Origin of the sequence: Vibrio tapetis subsp. tapetis (assembly GCF_900233005.1) — a bacterium.
Classification (GTDB): domain Bacteria; phylum Pseudomonadota; class Gammaproteobacteria; order Enterobacterales; family Vibrionaceae; genus Vibrio; species Vibrio tapetis.
On record NZ_LT960611.1, the window covers coordinates 3,486,798 to 3,505,608 of the forward strand.

11 protein-coding genes, 4 tRNA genes and 3 rRNA genes are annotated in these 18,811 nt (G+C 45.0%); 12 read left to right on the forward strand and 6 right to left on the reverse strand.

Annotated elements, in window-relative coordinates; all coding sequences use genetic code 11:
• Window positions 1-308: 308 nt before the first annotated feature.
• From VTAP4600_RS15675 to nagE, 8 genes are all read left to right on the forward strand, one after another.
• A 16S ribosomal RNA gene (locus tag VTAP4600_RS15675) occupies window positions 309-1,853 on the forward strand.
• Between the two features lie 124 nt (window positions 1,854-1,977).
• Window positions 1,978-2,053: transfer RNA gene (locus VTAP4600_RS15680), tRNA-Glu, on the forward strand.
• Between the two features lie 2 nt (window positions 2,054-2,055).
• Window positions 2,056-2,131 (forward strand) — tRNA-Lys (locus VTAP4600_RS15685).
• 32 nt (window positions 2,132-2,163) lie between these two features.
• Window positions 2,164-2,239 (forward strand) — tRNA-Val (locus VTAP4600_RS15690).
• A 377-nt stretch (window positions 2,240-2,616) separates the two neighbouring features.
• A 23S ribosomal RNA gene (locus VTAP4600_RS15695) occupies window positions 2,617-5,507 on the forward strand.
• Window positions 5,508-5,604: 97 nt separating this feature from the next.
• Window positions 5,605-5,720 (forward strand): 5S ribosomal RNA (gene rrf, locus VTAP4600_RS15700).
• Together the 16S, 23S and 5S rRNA genes with 4 tRNA genes alongside form the textbook arrangement of a ribosomal RNA operon.
• A gap of 81 nt (window positions 5,721-5,801) precedes the next feature.
• A tRNA-Ser gene (locus tag VTAP4600_RS15705) sits at window positions 5,802-5,892 on the forward strand.
• Window positions 5,893-6,075: 183 nt separating this feature from the next.
• The gene (gene nagE / locus VTAP4600_RS15710; protein WP_102523641.1) at window positions 6,076-7,557 is read left to right on the forward strand and encodes an N-acetylglucosamine-specific PTS transporter subunit IIBC; all 1,482 of its coding nucleotides are present in this window, start codon (window positions 6,076-6,078) and stop codon (window positions 7,555-7,557) included.
• A 96-nt stretch (window positions 7,558-7,653) separates the two neighbouring features.
• On the opposite strand, the gene VTAP4600_RS15715 is transcribed toward nagE, so the two are convergent.
• The 3 genes from VTAP4600_RS15715 to ilvY all read right to left on the reverse strand — a co-directional run bounded on the left by VTAP4600_RS15715 (window position 7,654) and on the right by ilvY (window position 10,712).
• A complete protein-coding gene (locus VTAP4600_RS15715) occupies window positions 7,654-8,943 on the reverse strand; it encodes a sensor histidine kinase (protein WP_102523642.1) in 1,290 nt (429 codons plus the stop codon).
• Entirely contained in the window at window positions 8,927-9,601 is a 675-nt protein-coding gene (locus VTAP4600_RS15720) for a response regulator transcription factor (protein WP_102523643.1), read from the reverse strand. The genes VTAP4600_RS15715 and VTAP4600_RS15720 overlap by 17 nt, the downstream gene beginning before the upstream one ends.
• Window positions 9,602-9,824: 223 nt before the next feature.
• Complete coding sequence (ilvY, locus tag VTAP4600_RS15725; protein ID WP_102524019.1) at window positions 9,825-10,712, reverse strand: HTH-type transcriptional activator IlvY; 888 nt, start codon at window positions 10,710-10,712, stop codon at window positions 9,825-9,827.
• 138 nt (window positions 10,713-10,850) lie between these two features.
• Here ilvY and ilvC point away from each other — a divergent pair, with 138 nt between their 5' ends.
• Window positions 10,851-12,335 carry a ketol-acid reductoisomerase gene (gene ilvC, locus VTAP4600_RS15730; RefSeq protein ID WP_102523644.1) on the forward strand — a complete coding sequence of 495 codons (1,485 nt, stop codon included), beginning with the start codon at window positions 10,851-10,853 and terminating at the stop codon, window positions 12,333-12,335.
• Window positions 12,336-13,068: 733 nt separating this feature from the next.
• Here ilvC and VTAP4600_RS15735 read toward each other — a convergent pair.
• The 3 genes from VTAP4600_RS15735 to rarD all read right to left on the reverse strand — a co-directional run bounded on the left by VTAP4600_RS15735 (window position 13,069) and on the right by rarD (window position 15,581).
• Complete coding sequence (locus VTAP4600_RS15735; protein WP_102523645.1) at window positions 13,069-13,704, reverse strand: LysE family translocator; 636 nt, start codon at window positions 13,702-13,704, stop codon at window positions 13,069-13,071.
• Between the two features lie 106 nt (window positions 13,705-13,810).
• Entirely contained in the window at window positions 13,811-14,602 is a 792-nt protein-coding gene (locus tag VTAP4600_RS15740) for a helix-turn-helix transcriptional regulator (protein WP_102523646.1), read from the reverse strand.
• A gap of 82 nt (window positions 14,603-14,684) precedes the next feature.
• A complete protein-coding gene (gene rarD / locus VTAP4600_RS15745) occupies window positions 14,685-15,581 on the reverse strand; it encodes an EamA family transporter RarD (protein ID WP_102523647.1) in 897 nt (298 codons plus the stop codon).
• Window positions 15,582-15,750: 169 nt separating this feature from the next.
• On the opposite strand from rarD, the gene recQ reads away from it, so the two are divergent.
• The 3 genes from recQ to VTAP4600_RS15760 all read left to right on the forward strand — a co-directional run bounded on the left by recQ (window position 15,751) and on the right by VTAP4600_RS15760 (window position 18,767).
• Window positions 15,751-17,589, forward strand: a complete 1,839-nt coding sequence (gene recQ / locus VTAP4600_RS15750) for an ATP-dependent DNA helicase RecQ (RefSeq protein WP_102523648.1) — start codon at window positions 15,751-15,753, stop codon at window positions 17,587-17,589.
• Window positions 17,579-17,884, forward strand: coding sequence for a DUF3630 family protein (locus VTAP4600_RS15755; protein ID WP_102523649.1), 306 nt, complete (start codon window positions 17,579-17,581; stop codon window positions 17,882-17,884). The genes recQ and VTAP4600_RS15755 overlap by 11 nt, the downstream gene beginning before the upstream one ends.
• Window positions 17,885-18,080: 196 nt before the next feature.
• Entirely contained in the window at window positions 18,081-18,767 is a 687-nt protein-coding gene (locus VTAP4600_RS15760) for a 7-cyano-7-deazaguanine/7-aminomethyl-7-deazaguanine transporter (protein ID WP_102523650.1), read from the forward strand.
• Window positions 18,768-18,811 lie beyond the last annotated feature (44 nt).

Sequence of the window (18,811 nt, forward strand, 5' to 3'; positions counted from 1 at the left end):
GGTTGACACTAAAACTTAAATCGCTAGAATGGCCGTCCGATTCAAGCATAGCTTAAATCGAAACGCTCTTTAACAATTTAAACCTATCAATCTGTGTGGGCACTCGTTGATGATAATCAAAACGTTTTTACCTCGGTAAAAACAGTTTCTTCGGAAACAACTTTGGTTTCAATGAACTGAGTGACCAATACGAAATTAAGTTTACTTAATTTTGGCACAGTCAATTCATTACCATTCTGTTGGAATGGTAATAGCTTTAATTTACTAAGGTAATTTAAAGTCAGTATTCATTGAGCCGACAAAATCTTAAATTGAAGAGTTTGATCATGGCTCAGATTGAACGCTGGCGGCAGGCCTAACACATGCAAGTCGAGCGGAAACGAGAAGTAGCTTGCTACTTCGGCGTCGAGCGGCGGACGGGTGAGTAATGCCTATGAAATTGCCCTGATGTGGGGGATAACCATTGGAAACGATGGCTAATACCGCATAATGCCTTCGGGCCAAAGAGGGGGACCTTCGGGCCTCTCGCGTCAGGATATGCCTAGGTGGGATTAGCTAGTTGGTGAGGTAATGGCTCACCAAGGCGACGATCCCTAGCTGGTCTGAGAGGATGATCAGCCACACTGGAACTGAGACACGGTCCAGACTCCTACGGGAGGCAGCAGTGGGGAATATTGCACAATGGGCGCAAGCCTGATGCAGCCATGCCGCGTGTATGAAGAAGGCCTTCGGGTTGTAAAGTACTTTCAGCAGTGAGGAAGGGGTGTACGTTAATAGCGTGCATCCTTGACGTTAGCTGCAGAAGAAGCACCGGCTAACTCCGTGCCAGCAGCCGCGGTAATACGGAGGGTGCGAGCGTTAATCGGAATTACTGGGCGTAAAGCGCATGCAGGTGGTTCGTTAAGTCAGATGTGAAAGCCCGGGGCTCAACCTCGGAACTGCATTTGAAACTGGCGGGCTAGAGTACTGTAGAGGGGGGTAGAATTTCAGGTGTAGCGGTGAAATGCGTAGAGATCTGAAGGAATACCAGTGGCGAAGGCGGCCCCCTGGACAGATACTGACACTCAGATGCGAAAGCGTGGGGAGCAAACAGGATTAGATACCCTGGTAGTCCACGCCGTAAACGATGTCTACTTGGAGGTTGTGGCCTTGAGCCGTGGCTTTCGGAGCTAACGCGTTAAGTAGACCGCCTGGGGAGTACGGTCGCAAGATTAAAACTCAAATGAATTGACGGGGGCCCGCACAAGCGGTGGAGCATGTGGTTTAATTCGATGCAACGCGAAGAACCTTACCTACTCTTGACATCCAGAGAAGCCAGCGGAGACGCAGGTGTGCCTTCGGGAACTCTGAGACAGGTGCTGCATGGCTGTCGTCAGCTCGTGTTGTGAAATGTTGGGTTAAGTCCCGCAACGAGCGCAACCCTTATCCTTGTTTGCCAGCGAGTAATGTCGGGAACTCCAGGGAGACTGCCGGTGATAAACCGGAGGAAGGTGGGGACGACGTCAAGTCATCATGGCCCTTACGAGTAGGGCTACACACGTGCTACAATGGCGCATACAGAGGGCAGCCAACCAGCGATGGTGAGCGAATCCCAAAAAGTGCGTCGTAGTCCGGATTGGAGTCTGCAACTCGACTCCATGAAGTCGGAATCGCTAGTAATCGTGAATCAGAATGTCACGGTGAATACGTTCCCGGGCCTTGTACACACCGCCCGTCACACCATGGGAGTGGGCTGCAAAAGAAGTAGGTAGTTTAACCTTTCGGGGAGGACGCTTACCACTTTGTGGTTCATGACTGGGGTGAAGTCGTAACAAGGTAGCCCTAGGGGAACCTGGGGCTGGATCACCTCCTTATACGAAGATTTTCACGATGAGTACCCACACAGATTGATATGGTTTAGAAAAGCAAAAGAGAGAAGAACTCCCAAGTTCTTCAAACAAATTTGATTCTACTTTTTAAAGTGGAAACAAACTTAGTGTCCCGTTCGTCTAGAGGCCTAGGACACCGCCCTTTCACGGCGGTAACAGGGGTTCGACTCCCCTACGGGATACCATTGGGTCGTTAGCTCAGCTGGTAGAGCAGTTGACTTTTAATCAATTGGTCGCAGGTTCGAATCCTGCACGACCCACCATTCTTTCTCCGCGAAGGAATTAAAACTATCGTGGGCGATTAGCTCAGTTGGGAGAGCACCTGCCTTACAAGCAGGGGGTCACTGGTTCGAGCCCGGTATCGCCCACCATTCTCTAAGTATTTTTGGAAGAGATAATCCAAACCACTCGCTGGTTGGATTTTTTGTCGCCGAAAGTCTTTAGAAAATGTGACTTCTTAGGAAGAAACTTTTGCTCTTTAAGAATTTGGAAAGCTGACGAATAACAATGTGATTTCATTGTTATTCAAATTTAAAAGTTCTCAAATCCTATGACTCTTTAAGAGTGATAGGTACCAACACACATTCAAGTGTTCTTGGGTTTTCATGCGAATGAAAACATATTTGAGTCCGGCAAAATCGAACGTCTCTCACTCATAAAATAGAGAGACAACCTTGGTTGTTTGCCATACGCTTGTTTGCTTTCACTTTTCAAAGTGAAGACAAAGAGAAACCTCTTGGGGTTGTATGGTTAAGTGACTAAGCGTACACGGTGGATGCCTTGGCAGTCAGAGGCGATGAAGGACGTATTAACTTGCGATAAGCGTAGATAAGGCAGTAAAAGCCACTTGAGTCTACGATTTCCGAATGGGGAAACCTGGCCGCATAAGCGGTCATCTCTTAGTGAATACATAGCTAAGTGAAGCGAACTCGGGGAACTGAAACATCTAAGTACCCGAAGGAAGAGAAATCAACCGAGATTCCGAAAGTAGCGGCGAGCGAAATTGGATTAGCCCTTAAGCTTTTAATGATGCAGACGAAGACTCTGGAAAGTGTCGCAGTAAAGGGTGATAGCCCCGTAGTCGACGCATCATAATCAGTGAAAACGAGTAAGGCGGGACACGTGATATCCTGTTTGAATATGGGGGGACCATCCTCCAAGGCTAAATACTACTGACTGACCGATAGTGAACCAGTACCGTGAGGGAAAGGCGAAAAGAACCCCTGTGAGGGGAGTGAAATAGAACCTGAAACCGTGTACGTACAAGCAGTAGGAGCCCACTTGTTGGGTGACTGCGTACCTTTTGTATAATGGGTCAGCGACTTAATTTTAGTAGCAAGGTTAACCGTTTAGGGGAGCCGTAGGGAAACCGAGTCTTAACTGGGCGCTCAGTTGCTAGAATTAGACCCGAAACCAGGTGATCTAGCCATGGGCAGGTTGAAGATTGAGTAACATCAATTGGAGGACCGAACCGACTAATGTTGAAAAATTAGCGGATGACTTGTGGCTAGGGGTGAAAGGCCAATCAAACCTGGAGATAGCTGGTTCTCCCCGAAAGCTATTTAGGTAGCGCCTCGGACGAATACTATTGGGGGTAGAGCACTGTTAAGGCTAGGGGGTCATCCCGACTTACCAACCCTTTGCAAACTCCGAATACCAATAAGTAATATCCGGGAGACACACGGCGGGTGCTAACGTCCGTCGTGGAGAGGGAAACAACCCAGACCGCCAGCTAAGGTCCCAAATTACTACTAAGTGGGAAACGATGTGGGAAGGCTCAGACAGCCAGGATGTTGGCTTAGAAGCAGCCATCATTTAAAGAAAGCGTAATAGCTCACTGGTCGAGTCGGCCTGCGCGGAAGATGTAACGGGGCTAAGTAGTAAACCGAAGCTGCGGCTGCACACTTTTGTGTGCGGGGTAGGGGAGCGTTCTGTAAGCGGTTGAAGGTGGTCTGTAAGGGCTGCTGGACGTATCAGAAGTGCGAATGCTGACATGAGTAACGATAAAGGGAGTGAAAAACTCCCTCGCCGGAAGACCAAGGGTTCCTGTCCAACGTTAATCGGGGCAGGGTAAGTCGACCCCTAAGGCGAGGCCGAAAGGCGTAGTCGATGGGAAACGGGTTAATATTCCCGTACTTCTTATAATTGCGATGGGGGGACGGAGAAGGCTAGGTGGGCCTGGTGATGGTTATCCAGGTTCAAGTGCGTAGGCGGATGGTTTAGGTAAATCCGGACCGTTATTAACGCTGAGACACGATGTCGAGCAACTACGGTTGTGAAGTCATTGATGCCATGCTTCCAGGAAAAGCCTCTAAGCTTCAGATTATAAGAAATCGTACCCCAAACCGACACAGGTGGTCGGGTAGAGAATACCAAGGCGCTTGAGAGAACTCGGGTGAAGGAACTAGGCAAAATGGTACCGTAACTTCGGGAGAAGGTACGCTCTTGGCGGTGAAGTCCCTTGCGGATGGAGCTACTAGGAGTCGCAGATACCAGGTGGCTGCAACTGTTTATTAAAAACACAGCACTGTGCAAAATCGTAAGATGACGTATACGGTGTGACGCCTGCCCGGTGCCGGAAGGTTAATTGATGGGGTTAGACTTCGGTCGAAGCTCTTGATCGAAGCCCCGGTAAACGGCGGCCGTAACTATAACGGTCCTAAGGTAGCGAAATTCCTTGTCGGGTAAGTTCCGACCTGCACGAATGGCGTAATGATGGCCACGCTGTCTCCACCCGAGACTCAGTGAAATTGAAATCGCTGTGAAGATGCAGTGTACCCGCGGCTAGACGGAAAGACCCCGTGAACCTTTACTACAGCTTGGCACTGAACATTGACCCTACATGTGTAGGATAGGTGGGAGCCTTTGAAACTTCGTCGCTAGATGGAGTGGAGGCAATCTTGAAATACCACCCTTGTATGCTTGATGTTCTAACGTCGGCCCCTTATCGGGGTTGCGGACAGTGCCTGGTGGGTAGTTTGACTGGGGCGGTCTCCTCCCAAAGAGTAACGGAGGAGCACGAAGGTGGGCTAAACACGGTTGGACATCGTGTGGTTAGTGCAATGGCATAAGCCCGCTTGACTGCGAGAATGACAATTCGAGCAGGTGCGAAAGCAGGTCATAGTGATCCGGTGGTTCTGAATGGAAGGGCCATCGCTCAACGGATAAAAGGTACTCCGGGGATAACAGGCTGATACCGCCCAAGAGTTCATATCGACGGCGGTGTTTGGCACCTCGATGTCGGCTCATCACATCCTGGGGCTGAAGTCGGTCCCAAGGGTATGGCTGTTCGCCATTTAAAGTGGTACGCGAGCTGGGTTTAGAACGTCGTGAGACAGTTCGGTCCCTATCTGCCGTGGGCGTTGGAAAATTGAAAGGGGCTGCTCCTAGTACGAGAGGACCGGAGTGGACGAACCTCTGGTGTTCGGGTTGTCATGCCAATGGCATTGCCCGGTAGCTAAGTTCGGAATCGATAAGCGCTGAAAGCATCTAAGCGCGAAGCGAGCCTTGAGATGAGTTTTCCCTGGCACTTTAAGTGCCCTAAAGGGTTGTTCAAGACTAGAACGTTGATAGGCAGGGTGTGTAAGTGCTGCGAGGCATTGAGCTAACCTGTACTAATTGCCCGTGAGGCTTAACCATACAACACCCAAGGGGTTTTGATTGGACTCAAAGCAAGAACATAATTGAATGTGTAATAAGAACTTTTAAGCAACAGCTTTCCGAATTAAAGAATTTGCTTGGCGACCATAGCGTTGCGGACCCACCTGATCCCATGCCGAACTCAGAAGTGAAACGCAGTAGCGCCGATGGTAGTGTGGGGTTTCCCCATGTGAGAGTAGGACATCGCCAGGCTTTAAATATCGTTTTTAGATTTACATCTAAAAACAAAACTAGATAAAGCACTCAATAAGACTTTATTTAGTAACAGTTTGTGGAGAGATGGCTGAGTGGTCGAAAGCACCGGTCTTGAAAACCGGCAGTCGTTTGTAGCGGCTCTAGGGTTCAAATCCCTATCTCTCCACCACATTAAAAAAACCGCTAATTCGTTAGCGGTTTTTTTTCGTCTCAAGAACGTGTATATCGCACAATGCTATCCGCATCCCATAAAAACTCTCTTCATTAATAAAAGTTAATCTGAGCAAAATCGTGGCTTGACCCTCATTCACGTAGTCTAGTTTCATTGTTAAATATCGAACGAGGACGCAAAGTGAACATACTAGGATATCTACAAAAAATAGGTAAGGCACTGATGGTGCCAATTGCCGTATTGCCTGCGGGCGGCTTAATGCTCGGTTTGGGTTATGCCATTGATCCCTCTGGCTGGGGAGCAAACAGTGCTTTAGCCACCATACTGGTGTATGGCGGTAAAGGTATTATGGATAATCAGGCATGGCTGTTTGCCGTGGGTGTGGCGTATGGATTAGCAAAAGATAATAACGGCGCTGCTGCATTATCCGGCTTACTAGGATTGCTGATCATTGAGATGATTGTAGGAAATGTAGCCGTTATTTCACAGATCACCGGTGTGCCAGTCGATCAAATGAGTAGCTCAGAGTTGATCGCCTCCAAGGCATCTGTCAGCGCATTCACGGGAATTGTGATTGGTATAGTCGCAGCAACACTTTATAACCGATTCCATACCATCAAATTACCTGCCGTATTGGGCTTCTTTGGCGGTCGGAGGTTTGTTCCGATTGTTACTTCACTTTCCGCGATCGCTATCAGTTTGGTTATGGTCTACGTTTGGCCTGCGGTATATGGTGCTTTAGTTGATTTCGGTATTGCGATTTCTGAAATGGGAGCTGCGGGAGCAGGCTTATATGGTTTCTTTAACCGACTACTGATCCCCGTTGGTCTTCACCATGCACTTAACCAAGTATTCATTTTCGATCTCGTGGGAATAAATGACATTTCCAAGTTCTGGTCTAGTACTGGTGAGTTAGGTGTGACGGGTATTTATCAAGGTGGTTTCTTCCCTGTCATGGGTTATGGTTTACCAGCGGCATGTTTGGCAATGTATCACTGTGCTAAGCCAGAGAATAAAAAGAAGGTTGGAGGTATCTTAGGTGCTTCGGCGTTAACTGCTATCTTGACTGGCGTAACGGAACCCATTGAGTTTGCGTTTATGTTTGTTGCTCCAGTTCTTTATGTGATTCATGCCTTTTTAGCGGCCTTATCCTTGTACATCGCAGCTAGCATGCAATGGATTGCGGGCTTTACTTTCAGCGGTGGCTTAATTGATTTTGTTTTATCGTTCAATTTACCATTGGCAGTGAAGCCGTATATGTTGATTGTACAAGGGCTTTGCTTTGCAGCGATATACTACTTTATTTTCCGATTTGCGATTCTTAAATTTGACTTGAAGACGCCGGGTCGAGAAGACAAAGAAGTTGCTGAAATAGATAAACTGGATACGAATGAAAAAGCCGCACAATATCTAAAAGCGTTAGGTGGACATGAGAATTTAACGTCGATAGATTCGTGTATTACTCGTTTGCGTCTTACTTTAAAGGATACGTCTATCGCCAACGAATCGATGCTTAAAGCCATTGGTGCTATGGGGATCGTGAAGATGGGAGATAATAATTTACAAGTGATCATCGGTACGGAAGCGGAAGAGATTGCACACGCAATGAAGCAAATCCCAAAAGATGAAGATCTTACCCAGGTTCCGGCTCCAAATCATTAGGAGATAACAGGCTGAATAACAAAAAAGGCCAAAGCTGATTTTGCTTTGGTCTTTTTTGTTTCTATGACTGGGTCGGTGATGGTGCTTCGAAGAGTCTTAGCCGTTGAAGAAGATCCTAGCTCTAAGGCCGGGCTTATTGTCCCGAAAGATTAAATGAGCATTGTGTTGGCTTACAACGGCATCGACCAAGGATAGACCTAATCCGTTTCCTTGTTCTGAGCGACTTTTGTCTGCTCGATACATTGGGCGGCAAATATGCAGTTTGTCATAATCAGAGATACCAATACCATCATCAGTAACGACAACCCCAAAGTGATCTATGATGACTTCAATTTTGCCTTGGGTTGGTGTGTATTTCACTGCATTTTCTATTAAGTTAAACAGCGCTCTAAACAGTAATGAACGATCACCAATAACCTGACATGGATAATCCTGCATGAATATTAAGGATTGTTGTTTTTGTTCGGCAATTGGGGAAATGAATTCTAACGCATCTTGTGCGACTCTTCCTAAATCGACCTTCTCTGTTTCAATACTAACTTGGCCACTGTTGAGCTTTGCTATTTCTAACATACTATTGAATAGAGAGAGAATAAGCTCAAGTTCATCATGACAGGCAGAAAATTGATGTTGTTGCTTAGTGCTGAGATCCGGTTGAGATAACACCTCTTCTAAACGTAGTTTTAATCGCGCAATCGGCGTGCGCATATCGTGAGCAAGGCCAGTTGTCAGCGATTTTAAGGTTGTTTCATTTTTTGCCATTTGCTCGATCATAAAATTCAAATGAATAGCCAATATATCAAATTCATCATCACGTTCTGATACCGAGATCTTGACGTTTCTTTCCCCACAAAGGACACGATTCATTGCTTTGTTCACTCGTTCTAATCTTTTGAGTATCAATACGGTGAAGAAGAACGCAGCGACTAACATGACTGCAATGGGTAAAATGATGCCTGTAAACACGATGGGAATGAGAGTACTGCGATAGGCATCGATGATCTGAGCATCGACACCAACTTCTAATTTAAAACTGTTACCGATAATAATGTTGGCGGTATCACTGGGTAAGGCACTGATAGGGTAATACTGAGTATTCAAAACCGGCTCGACATGATCAAGTAAACGGTAGTAGAAAGGTGTTTCTGACGCTTTTTTTGTTCGCAACAGCTTTTCTACTTCTTCGCGACTTTGAGAAGCAACGTAATTGAATTCGAGTATCTCTTCATTCAATTGACGAGTAAGTTGTTGACGGTGGAATGCATCGGAATCTTTATATACTTGGTGAATGACGATGATATTAGCCGTGGTTACTAGCAAAAATAACCCAACCAAGGTACGAAAAACGGAAGAGCGCGTCAGCGTGTAATCATCGGCGGAGGACATAACCGGCCCCTCTGACGGTATGGAGTAAGTTTGGGCAACCGGCGTCTTCGAGTTTGCGTCTAAGGTTGGCGACATGAACATCAATCACATTGGTTTTTGGATCGAAATGGTAACTCCAGATGTTTTCAAATAATCTCATGCGAGAGACGACTTGTTCGCTGTGCTCTACGAAGTACTGAATTAGTTTAAATTCTTTTGGCTGTAAGCTGACTTCTTGTTGATGGCATGTGACGCGATGAGCGCGTAAATCGATTTCTAAGCAGTCGTATCGGAGTTGGCTTTGGCTAGGGGCGTGCCAGTTACTGCGGTTGATTATGATGTCTACTCGAGCAATAAGCTCCGCTAACGCAAATGGCTTGATCAAATAATCGTCACTGCCAGCTTGTAAGCCATCGACTCTATCGGCAACACTATCCATGGCGCTCAATATTAAGACAGGCAGTTTTGCTTCTGTCGCTCTAATTGCAGACAGCACTTGCATACCATTAAGGTAAGGCAACATTCTATCCAAGATGACCAGTTGATACTCACTACTCAGTGCCATCATCAAGCCTTTTTTACCGTCTTCGGCCTGATCAACGGTATAACCATGTTCTTGTAAGCCTTTACTGACAAATTCACGCGTTGTTGCATCGTCTTCGATGATGAGTATTTTCATGGTAGACCCCTCTGTGTGGTGGATTATTTTAACGAAATGGAGACGTGAATTAACTGGAAAAAGATCGGCTCGCGTGACTAATGCGAGCCAACACGGCTTTTTCGGGGGATGAGCAGCCATGAATGTAGTTACAGGTATTGTTATGTTTGTCATGACTACTATGACTTGCTCTGCATTGAGGGCAGGTTATGGAAAGATTAAGTATTGTTAACCTTTGAAGCTGTTACGGGATGAATTTGTCTTCGGCTAATTCCCACAGCGCTTTGACTAATGGGTTGTTCATCTGTGCTTGCTGGCAGCAGATACCCAACTTAAATGGTTTAATTGAACTGGTTTTAAGTCTGATTATTTTTTCTCTTACTGGGCTATTGTTTATCACCACATCAGGGGCGATGCCAACACCACAGCCAAGAGCGACCATACTGACAATCGCTTCATGACCTGAAACTTGTGCATATATGTTTGGCTTGATCTTCATCGCTTTGAACCAAGTATTGGCTCTCTCTCTTGCCGTTCCGGATTCTGGAACAATAAAAGGAATATTCGCCCAATTAGGTGGATCTTGTTGCAGCTCTAAAGCAAAGGTATGAATACCGGCTGGTGCAATAACACTTAACGGGATGTCGCTGATGGTTTCAAAGGCCAAACGAGCGGGAAGTACATCCGGTTTGGCTGAAATGGCGATATCCGCTTCATCTTGTAAGACTCGCTCTATGGCTTGTGCGGGATCTCCGGTCGATAGTTTTAGTTCTATATTCGGATAGAGAACACGAAAGTCGCTCAATAATTCGGGTAAATGACTATATGCCGCAGTTACGGAGCAGAAAAGTCGTAGTTCGCCACATAATTCTTCTTCACGTCCAGATAAACTGGTTTGAAATTGTTGCCAGTCGCTGATCATATTGAGTGCGATGGGCAGCAGTTTTTTACCTGCGGGCGTAAGGTCAACACTTCGGTTATCTCTTACTAGAAGATTTTGCCCTATTTCATGTTCAAGTTTTTGAATTTGACGACTTAGAGCCGAAGGACTGATGTGCATTGCTGACGCCGTTTTACTGAAATTTCGGCTGCTGCATAAATGTGTAAAAAGCTGTAATGATTTTATATTCATGATGTTAGTCTGCTGTGTTGCAAATAACGCAATTACTAATTGTGAATATATCACTTTTCGCAAGCTTACGCCTGAATTAGTATGTGGTTATACGGTTTGAAACAACCGACCAACGGAAGAATACTCAAGGAATTAAAAATGGCTAACTACTTCAATACTTTAAATTTACGTGAGCAACTAGACCAATTAGGCCGTTGTCGCTTTATGGACCGTGAAGAATTTGCAACAGAAGCAGATTACCTGAAAGGTAAGAAAGTGGTTATCGTTGGTTGTGGTGCGCAAGGCCTTAACCAAGGCTTGAACATGCGTGATTCTGGCTTAGATGTATCGTATGCACTTCGCCAAGCAGCAATTGATGAGCAACGTCAATCGTTTAAAAACGCACAAGAAAATGGTTTTGAAGTAGGCAGCTACGAAACTCTAATCCCACAAGCGGATCTAGTCGTTAACTTAACGCCTGACAAACAACACACTAACGTTGTTGAAACGGTAATGCCATTGATGAAGCAAGGTGCTGCTCTGGGTTATTCTCATGGTTTCAACGTTGTTGAAGAAGGCATGCAAATCCGCTCTGACTTAACCGTTGTCATGGTTGCACCTAAGTGCCCAGGTACTGAAGTTCGTGAAGAGTACAAGCGTGGCTTTGGTGTTCCAACACTGATTGCGGTTCACCCAGAAAACGATCCACAAGGTGAAGGTTGGGATATCGCAAAAGCTTGGGCGGCAGGTACAGGTGGTCACCGTGCGGGTTGTCTTGAGTCTTCTTTTGTTGCTGAAGTTAAATCAGACCTAATGGGTGAGCAAACTATCCTATGTGGCATGCTTCAAGCGGGTTCTATCGTATGTTATGAGAAGATGATTGCTGACGGCATCGATGCTGGCTACGCGGGTAAACTTCTTCAGTTCGGTTGGGAAACCATCACTGAAGCACTGAAGTTCGGTGGCATCACTCACATGATGGACCGTCTATCTAATCCTGCGAAAGTGAAAGCGTTTGACCTTTCTGAAGAGTTAAAAGACTTAATGCGTCCGCTTTACAATAAGCACATGGACGACATCATCCAAGGTGAGTTCTCAAGCACTATGATGGCTGATTGGGCTAATGATGACGTGAATCTGCTAGGTTGGCGTGAAGAGACAGGCGAAACAGCATTTGAAAACTACCCAAGCACAGACGCTGAAATTTCAGAGCAAGAGTACTTTGATAATGGCATCCTAATGGTTGCGATGGTTCGTGCGGGTGTTGAATTGGCATTTGAGGCAATGACGGCATCAGGCATTGTTGACGAGTCAGCTTACTACGAGTCTTTGCACGAGCTGCCATTGATTGCAAATACGGTTGCACGTAAGCGTCTATACGAGATGAACGTAGTAATTTCTGATACTGCTGAGTACGGTAACTACCTGTTTGCTAACGTAGCAACACCACTACTGCGTGAGAAATTCATGCCATCAGTGAATACTGACGTGATTGGTAAAGGTTTGGGCGAGTCGTCTAACTACGTAGATAACGCGAAACTGATTCAAGTGAACGACGTTATTCGCAATCATCCTGTTGAATACATCGGTGAAGAGCTACGCGGTTACATGACTGACATGCAACGTATCGCCGTTGGTGGTTAAGTTCTACCAGTAGATTAAAAAAACCCGGCTAATTGAGTAAATTAGCCGGGTTTTTTAGTATCTGAAATAGTGAATAGCAATACGTTATGATCATCAATTCTTGATTGTGTTAAACATAAGCTATTGAACAATAAGAAAAGCCCCGATACTTGCGTATCGGGGCTATAGTCTTACTCGCAGCAATCCGGCTACTAAAGATGCTCCATGCATCAAATCCTTGATAGTTGCCAAATCCTTTAGCTTATTCCGTTCTTCGCTATCCTAGCGGTGTCCTAGTCTTCCTGACAACTAACTATCCTAGTTAGTTCACTTCACTTGGTCCGTGAGCGGTGTCCTTTACATCATCCTGATGTTTGTTCCATGCCTCATCCAGAGGTGTCCATTTCAATCCTTTGTCGCTACCATCCTAGTAACGATTGAATCCATTCATTTCCACTTCCATGAGATTGTTCATCCTGAGCAATCTTTCTTCATCCTGAAGAGTCAAAAATCCGTTAACTTCCTAATCCATGTCGATGTCCTGTCGACAAGGAAGATATTACGCTGATCCGGATTTATCACAATGCAGTTTAAGTAAAAAAAGAACCGTGCATACGTCACATTGTATATTTATCTATTTAAAAACAGTAGCTTGAGATTGTTGAGGTGTGTATCGCTACAAAGAAAAGCGCTGTGGCTTACACCTTTGTGAGATATCTCTTACAAAGCCAGTATCTAAAGGCTCAGAGTGCGTTTATGACGTGAAAACGGAAGCCAGTATTCCGCCGCCAATAAGGCAAAAAACCACACCACATAGGCCATCTATATAAATAGCAGCTTGCATCATTTTCTTTTGTAATCGAGCAGTAGAGAGCAACCACGCCAATGCGCTAAACCATGCGAAAGAAAGTGAAAACAAGATCAATAAAGCGAAGAACTTGCCTGTTAACGACATGCCAGCAGGAACTAAGCTCGACATTAAGCTGACAAAGAAGACGACGGCTTTCGGGTTGAGGATATTGGTGGTGAAACCTCGTAAAAATGCCTGGCGTTTGTTCTTGAGTAACTTCTGAGGTTGTTCGAGAGGGTTACTTCGCTGTTGCCTCAAAGACCGCAGTGCGCCAATACCTAAATAGAGTAAGTAACTGCCGCCAATCAGTTGTAGGGCAGCAAAGAGGGTTGGATGTTGGTGAACAATATAGCTTACCCCAGTTAGGCTTAGCAGTGAGTGCAATAAAATACCAACAGACAATCCAGCAGCAATGGCAATCCCTGTTGAGCGGCCGTGACGACTAGCATTTTGTACCACTAAAGCAACATCAGGTCCTGGGCTCATAAGAGCAATAAAGTGAACACTGGCTAAAGTAGCCAAGATGGCGAATTCATTCATGTAATTTCCAAAGGATTAAACGATAAGGCAGCAGTGTGCCAAGGTCGGCTAAGCTTTGCTTGTAAATTTATGACACTCATACTTTTGGAGGTAGGTGAGCGGGGGATTAGACTTGGGAAGGGGTAATACCATAACAAGTCTTAAATGCTCTAACAAAATGAGCTTGGTCATAAAACCCGACTAACATAGCCACATCGGTACTGCTTCTTCCTTGTAATAATAAACTGAGCGCTTCTTCCATTCTAAGGCGGCTCAGCCAAGCGTAAGGAGGCATTGCCATCTTACTTTTAAACTGGCGTTGAAATTGTGAAGGGCTTAATTGGCACAAAGACGCTAGCTCATTTAATCGAATAGGCTGATCTAAATTTGCCATGATGTAATCACGTAAAGACTCTATCGATTGGCTGCCTAATGAAACGGATTGTTTTATTTTACTGTTTGCGTATCGATCTACGATCATTTCGAAACAATCTAAAGGCAGGCAGTCTTGAGTTAATTGGCTGTATTGACTACTAATCATTTGACCATGAAGAAAGTTCAAGCGAGTAAATAGCTCTGAGTCATCAATGATCAGTTGTTGAAAATCAGGAATAGTCTGGATAGACGGTTGATCTAGATAGTCGTTAAACCACTGAGGATCGATGCTAAATACTTTGGTTTCATAACCTTCGTCGAGTTTTGTTTGCCCGTCGTGCAACTCGTCAGGAGGCATAATAACAAATTGACCAGCATTAGCATGATGCTGACTTCCCTTGAAGATAAAATCTTGGCTGCCTTTTGTTATCAGGCCGATATGCACATCAAGATGATAATGGCGATGGAAAGCAAACTCATGGTAATGAGCTTCAATGAGTTGGATGCCATCGTATTGGCTTTGAAAGAACCGAACGTTTTCCACAAAAATACACGACTAAAAAAAGGTTATGCTGACTACAACATAACCATTCTGGAAGGTCTTGTAAAAAAATGACAGTAGAGAATTAACGGTTTTTCTTACGGCTATTACGAATACCATCAAAACTAAAGACCACTAGAGCGCCCCAAATAAACGCAAAAGTAACCGCTTTGTCAGCCGTGAAGTTCTCACCGTATACAATAACAGCCAGCAAGAACATCAGGCTTGGGCCTATGTATTGGAAGAACCCTAAAGTAGATAACTTCAAACGAGTTGCTGCACCAGTAAAGCAAAGTAGTGGCACGGTTGTGATGACACCAGCCGCCAATAGTAATGAATTCAGCTGCATTGAATTTACAGATAGATCGGACGTGGGTGTATCGGCAATAAAGCCAAGAAATATAGCGGCAACAGGAAGTAGGACTAGAGTTTCAATGAATAGTCCAGTTTGAGCATCCAAGTTAACTTTTTTACGCAATAGTCCGTAGAGACCAAAGCTGCATGCCAAGGCAATAGCGACGACAGGAACAGAACCAAACACAAATAATTGAACAAGCACACCAGTGGCAGCGAGTGCGACAGCAAACCACTGTAATTTCCTTAGCCTTTCGCCGAGAAAAATCATCCCAAGCAAAACATTGAGTAGTGGGTTGATGTAATAACCTAAACTGGCATCTAACATGTGATTGGCATTGACCGCCCAGATGAAAATAAGCCAATTGCTACCAACTAAAAGGCTAGTGCAGATCAGAATAAGCATTTTCTTTTTATCTGCCATTGTCTTGGCGACAGAGCGCCAACGGCGACCAAGAAAAAGTAAGCCCGACAAAAAGACAAAAGACCAGATAACCCTATGGCTTAAAATTTCTAACGCACTGACACCTTCTAGGGCTTTAAAATAAATAGGGGCGATCCCCCACATGGTGTAGGCCAAGATTGCTAGAATTACGCCTTTTTGTGCTTGTTGTTGCTCGTCTGTCATATTAAAGATCGCTTATACGACATCATGTCGCTTGGTTTATTGCATAAAGTGCGAGTATATCGGGCTACAAGCACTAGACCTAATAATTTGCGGTTTTATTCACCATCAAACCCCACTACAATGTGACGCCTTGCCATCACCTGTTGGTAGAACCGCGAATAGGAACCTCATGACGAACACTTTGTTAGCCGAACAACTCGATACACCACAGCCAGATGCCAAGCAGGTACTGAGTGAGGTATTTGGTTATCAAGAATTTCGTGTTGGTCAACAAGAGGTGATCGAAGCTGCAAACGCAAACCTAGATAGTGTGGTGATCATGCCGACTGGAGGCGGAAAGTCTCTTTGCTATCAGATCCCAGCTTTGATCAAAGAAGGTCTAACGCTCGTTATCTCTCCTTTGATTTCCTTAATGAAAGATCAAGTTGATCAGTTGAAAGTAAATGGTGTGGCTGCCGATTGCCTTAATTCTACTATGGATAGGGATGACGTGATCTCAGTGTATAACCGCATGAATGCGGGTACATTGAAATTGCTGTACGTTTCACCAGAACGAGCATTAACGCGTGACTTTTTAGATAGACTTGAAGATATAAAGTTAGCACTGATCGCTATTGATGAAGCGCATTGTATTTCTCAGTGGGGTCATGATTTTCGTCGCGAATATGCCGCTCTCGGAGAACTGAAGCAACGTTTTCCATACGCCCCAATGATGGCGTTAACGGCCACCGCCGACGATGCAACTCGAAAAGACATCATTTCTCGCTTGCAGCTTGAAGAACCGCTTGAGTACTTGGGCAGCTTTGACCGCCCTAATATTCAATACACCTTGGTAGAAAAGCATAAACCCGTTTCACAAGTGATTCGGTTTTTGGGTGACCAGCAAGGACAGTGCGGCATCATATATTGTGGAAGCCGCAAGAAAGTAGAGATGCTAACAGAAAAGCTATGCGCTAATCATATTCGAGCTGCGGGTTACCATGCTGGTATGGATCATGATGAGCGTGCTTATGTGCAGGAAGCGTTTCAGCGTGATGATATTCAAATAGTGGTCGCGACGGTTGCCTTCGGTATGGGGATTAACAAATCTAATGTGCGTTTTGTATTGCACTTTGATATCCCAAGAAACATTGAATCCTATTACCAAGAAACTGGAAGAGCGGGAAGAGACGGTTTACCAGCAGAAGCGGTAATGCTGTATGATCCTGCCGATATGGCGTGGTTGCGCCGTACGGTAGATGAGAAAGAAGACGGCCCGCAAAAACAAGTTGAAGCTCACAAATTAAATGCGATGAGTGCTTTTGCTGAAGCACAAACTTGCCGTCGTCAGGTATTGCTCAATTACTTTGGTGAGTACAGTGAAAAGCCATGCGGAAACTGCGATATATGCTTGGATCCACCGAAACATTTTGATGGAGTGGAAGCGGCGCAAAAAGCACTGTCATGCGTTTATCGCGTTGAGCAAAGCTTTGGTATGGGATACGTAGTCGAAGTTTTACGTGGGATGCAGAACATTCGTATTCGTGAAAACGGACACGATCAACTTACTACGTACGGCATAGGCCGCGAACACAGTCATGATTACTGGGTCAGTATTGTGCGTCAGCTTATCCATAAAGGGCTGCTGACTCAAAACATCACGCGTAACTCAACACTCCAATTAACACCAGAGTCTCGACCTGTTTTACGTGGAGAGTTGCCTTTGCAGTTAGCGGTTCCACGTTTAGATACGTCCGTTCGTAGTGCGAAAGCAGAGAAACTGATCAGTCGTCATTACGACAAAAAGCTGTTCGCCAAATTACGTAAATTACGTAAGTCGATTGCCGATGAAGACGGATTACCTCCATACGTGGTATTCAGTGATGCGACATTGATTGAAATGGCTGACATTTTACCAACTACGAATGGAGAAATGTTAGCGGTTAATGGCGTAGGGCAGCGTAAGTTAGATAAATATGCCGACGCTTTCCTTAATTTGATACAGGAGCACTTAACTGATCATGGCTAGTTTTGGTTTACAGCAGTACATATCAGAGAAAGGAATGTTGATTCTTCAAGCGCCATCATTTGATTTTGATAGCTTTCCACTGTTAGGGGAAACATTGGTCGATCTACTTTCGGCTTCTGTAGTAGAAAAGCAGACTGACGCCGATGTGCACTCTTGGCTTATTGATTTTGAAGGATGTCAGTTGTTCCTTCGAGCAGAGCATTACAGTGAGTGTATGTGGCTTGAAGCTCTCGACGTCACTCGCAGTAGGGAAGAGTTGGATTATCTGGCTCAGCTTTTTGAGCGTGGCTTTTAAGCCTAATTTGAATAGTTTACAAAATAGTATAAAAAATTGGTTGACTAAACGTTTGCGTATTAGGAGGCCGTTGCTCGTTAAATTGATTAATGTATAATCAGCCGCCGCTCCTTTGAGCATTTATCGATCATTAATCAGAAGCATATTGCTTCAATTTGGGTTCCCTCGCCCCCAAAACAAACCAAAAAGGTACAATATGAGTAACTTTACCCCTGCGCAAATGCGCAAAGCGTTAGCATTGCTAGCGGCGTTCCACCTTACTATTATTGCTTCTAGCAATTATCTCGTTCAGCTCCCATTTACCATTTTTGGTCTCCATACGACTTGGGGCGCATTTACCTTTCCTTTTATCTTCTTAGCAACTGACTTAACCGTTAGGATTTTTGGCGCGAAAATGGCAAGAAAAATCATTTTTGTAGTGATGCTGCCAGCTCTTGCGGTTTCTTATATGTTGTCGGTGCTGTTTTTTGAAGGTCAATTTCAAGGTTTTGCCCATTTAGGTGAATTTAACCTTTTCGTTGCTCGAATTGCGGTGGCCAGCTTTATGGCTTATCTATTGGGTCAAATTCTCGATGTGCATGTGTTTAACCGTTTACGCCAAAAGAAAGCGTGGTGGGTTGCTCCGACTTGTTCAACATTATTTGGTAACGCATTGGATACCTTAGCTTTCTTTGCTATTGCCTTTTATCAAAGCCCAGATGCTTTTATGGCGGAACATTGGACTGAGATTGCCCTAGTCGATTATGGTTTCAAATTGATCATCAGCTTAGGTTTGTTTGTACCGATGTACGGCATGTTACTTAACTTCTTGATTAAAAAGATCACGTCAGTAAACCCAGACTTTAAAGCTCAGGGGATGCCAGAAAAAGGCGCAGAAGCGTAAATGAGAGAGAAGCTATTCAGCTAGCAATAAAAAAGCCTCGCAGA

Bases quoted from the DNA above. Each gene is read 5' to 3' on its own strand.
- VTAP4600_RS15715 (WP_102523642.1), bottom strand. From the start codon at position 8,943: ATGTCCTCCGCCGATGATTACACGCTGACGCGCTCTTCCGTTTTTCGT.
- VTAP4600_RS15720 (WP_102523643.1), bottom strand. From the start codon at position 9,601: ATGAAAATACTCATCATCGAAGACGATGCAACAACGCGTGAATTTGTC.
- ilvY (WP_102524019.1), bottom strand. From the start codon at position 10,712: ATGAATATAAAATCATTACAGCTTTTTACACATTTATGCAGCAGCCGA.
- ilvC (WP_102523644.1), top strand. From the start codon at position 10,851: ATGGCTAACTACTTCAATACTTTAAATTTACGTGAGCAACTAGACCAA.
- VTAP4600_RS15735 (WP_102523645.1), bottom strand. From the start codon at position 13,704: ATGAATGAATTCGCCATCTTGGCTACTTTAGCCAGTGTTCACTTTATT.
- rarD (WP_102523647.1), bottom strand. From the start codon at position 15,581: ATGACAGACGAGCAACAACAAGCACAAAAAGGCGTAATTCTAGCAATC.
- recQ (WP_102523648.1), top strand. From the start codon at position 15,751: ATGACGAACACTTTGTTAGCCGAACAACTCGATACACCACAGCCAGAT.
- VTAP4600_RS15760 (WP_102523650.1), top strand. From the start codon at position 18,081: ATGAGTAACTTTACCCCTGCGCAAATGCGCAAAGCGTTAGCATTGCTA.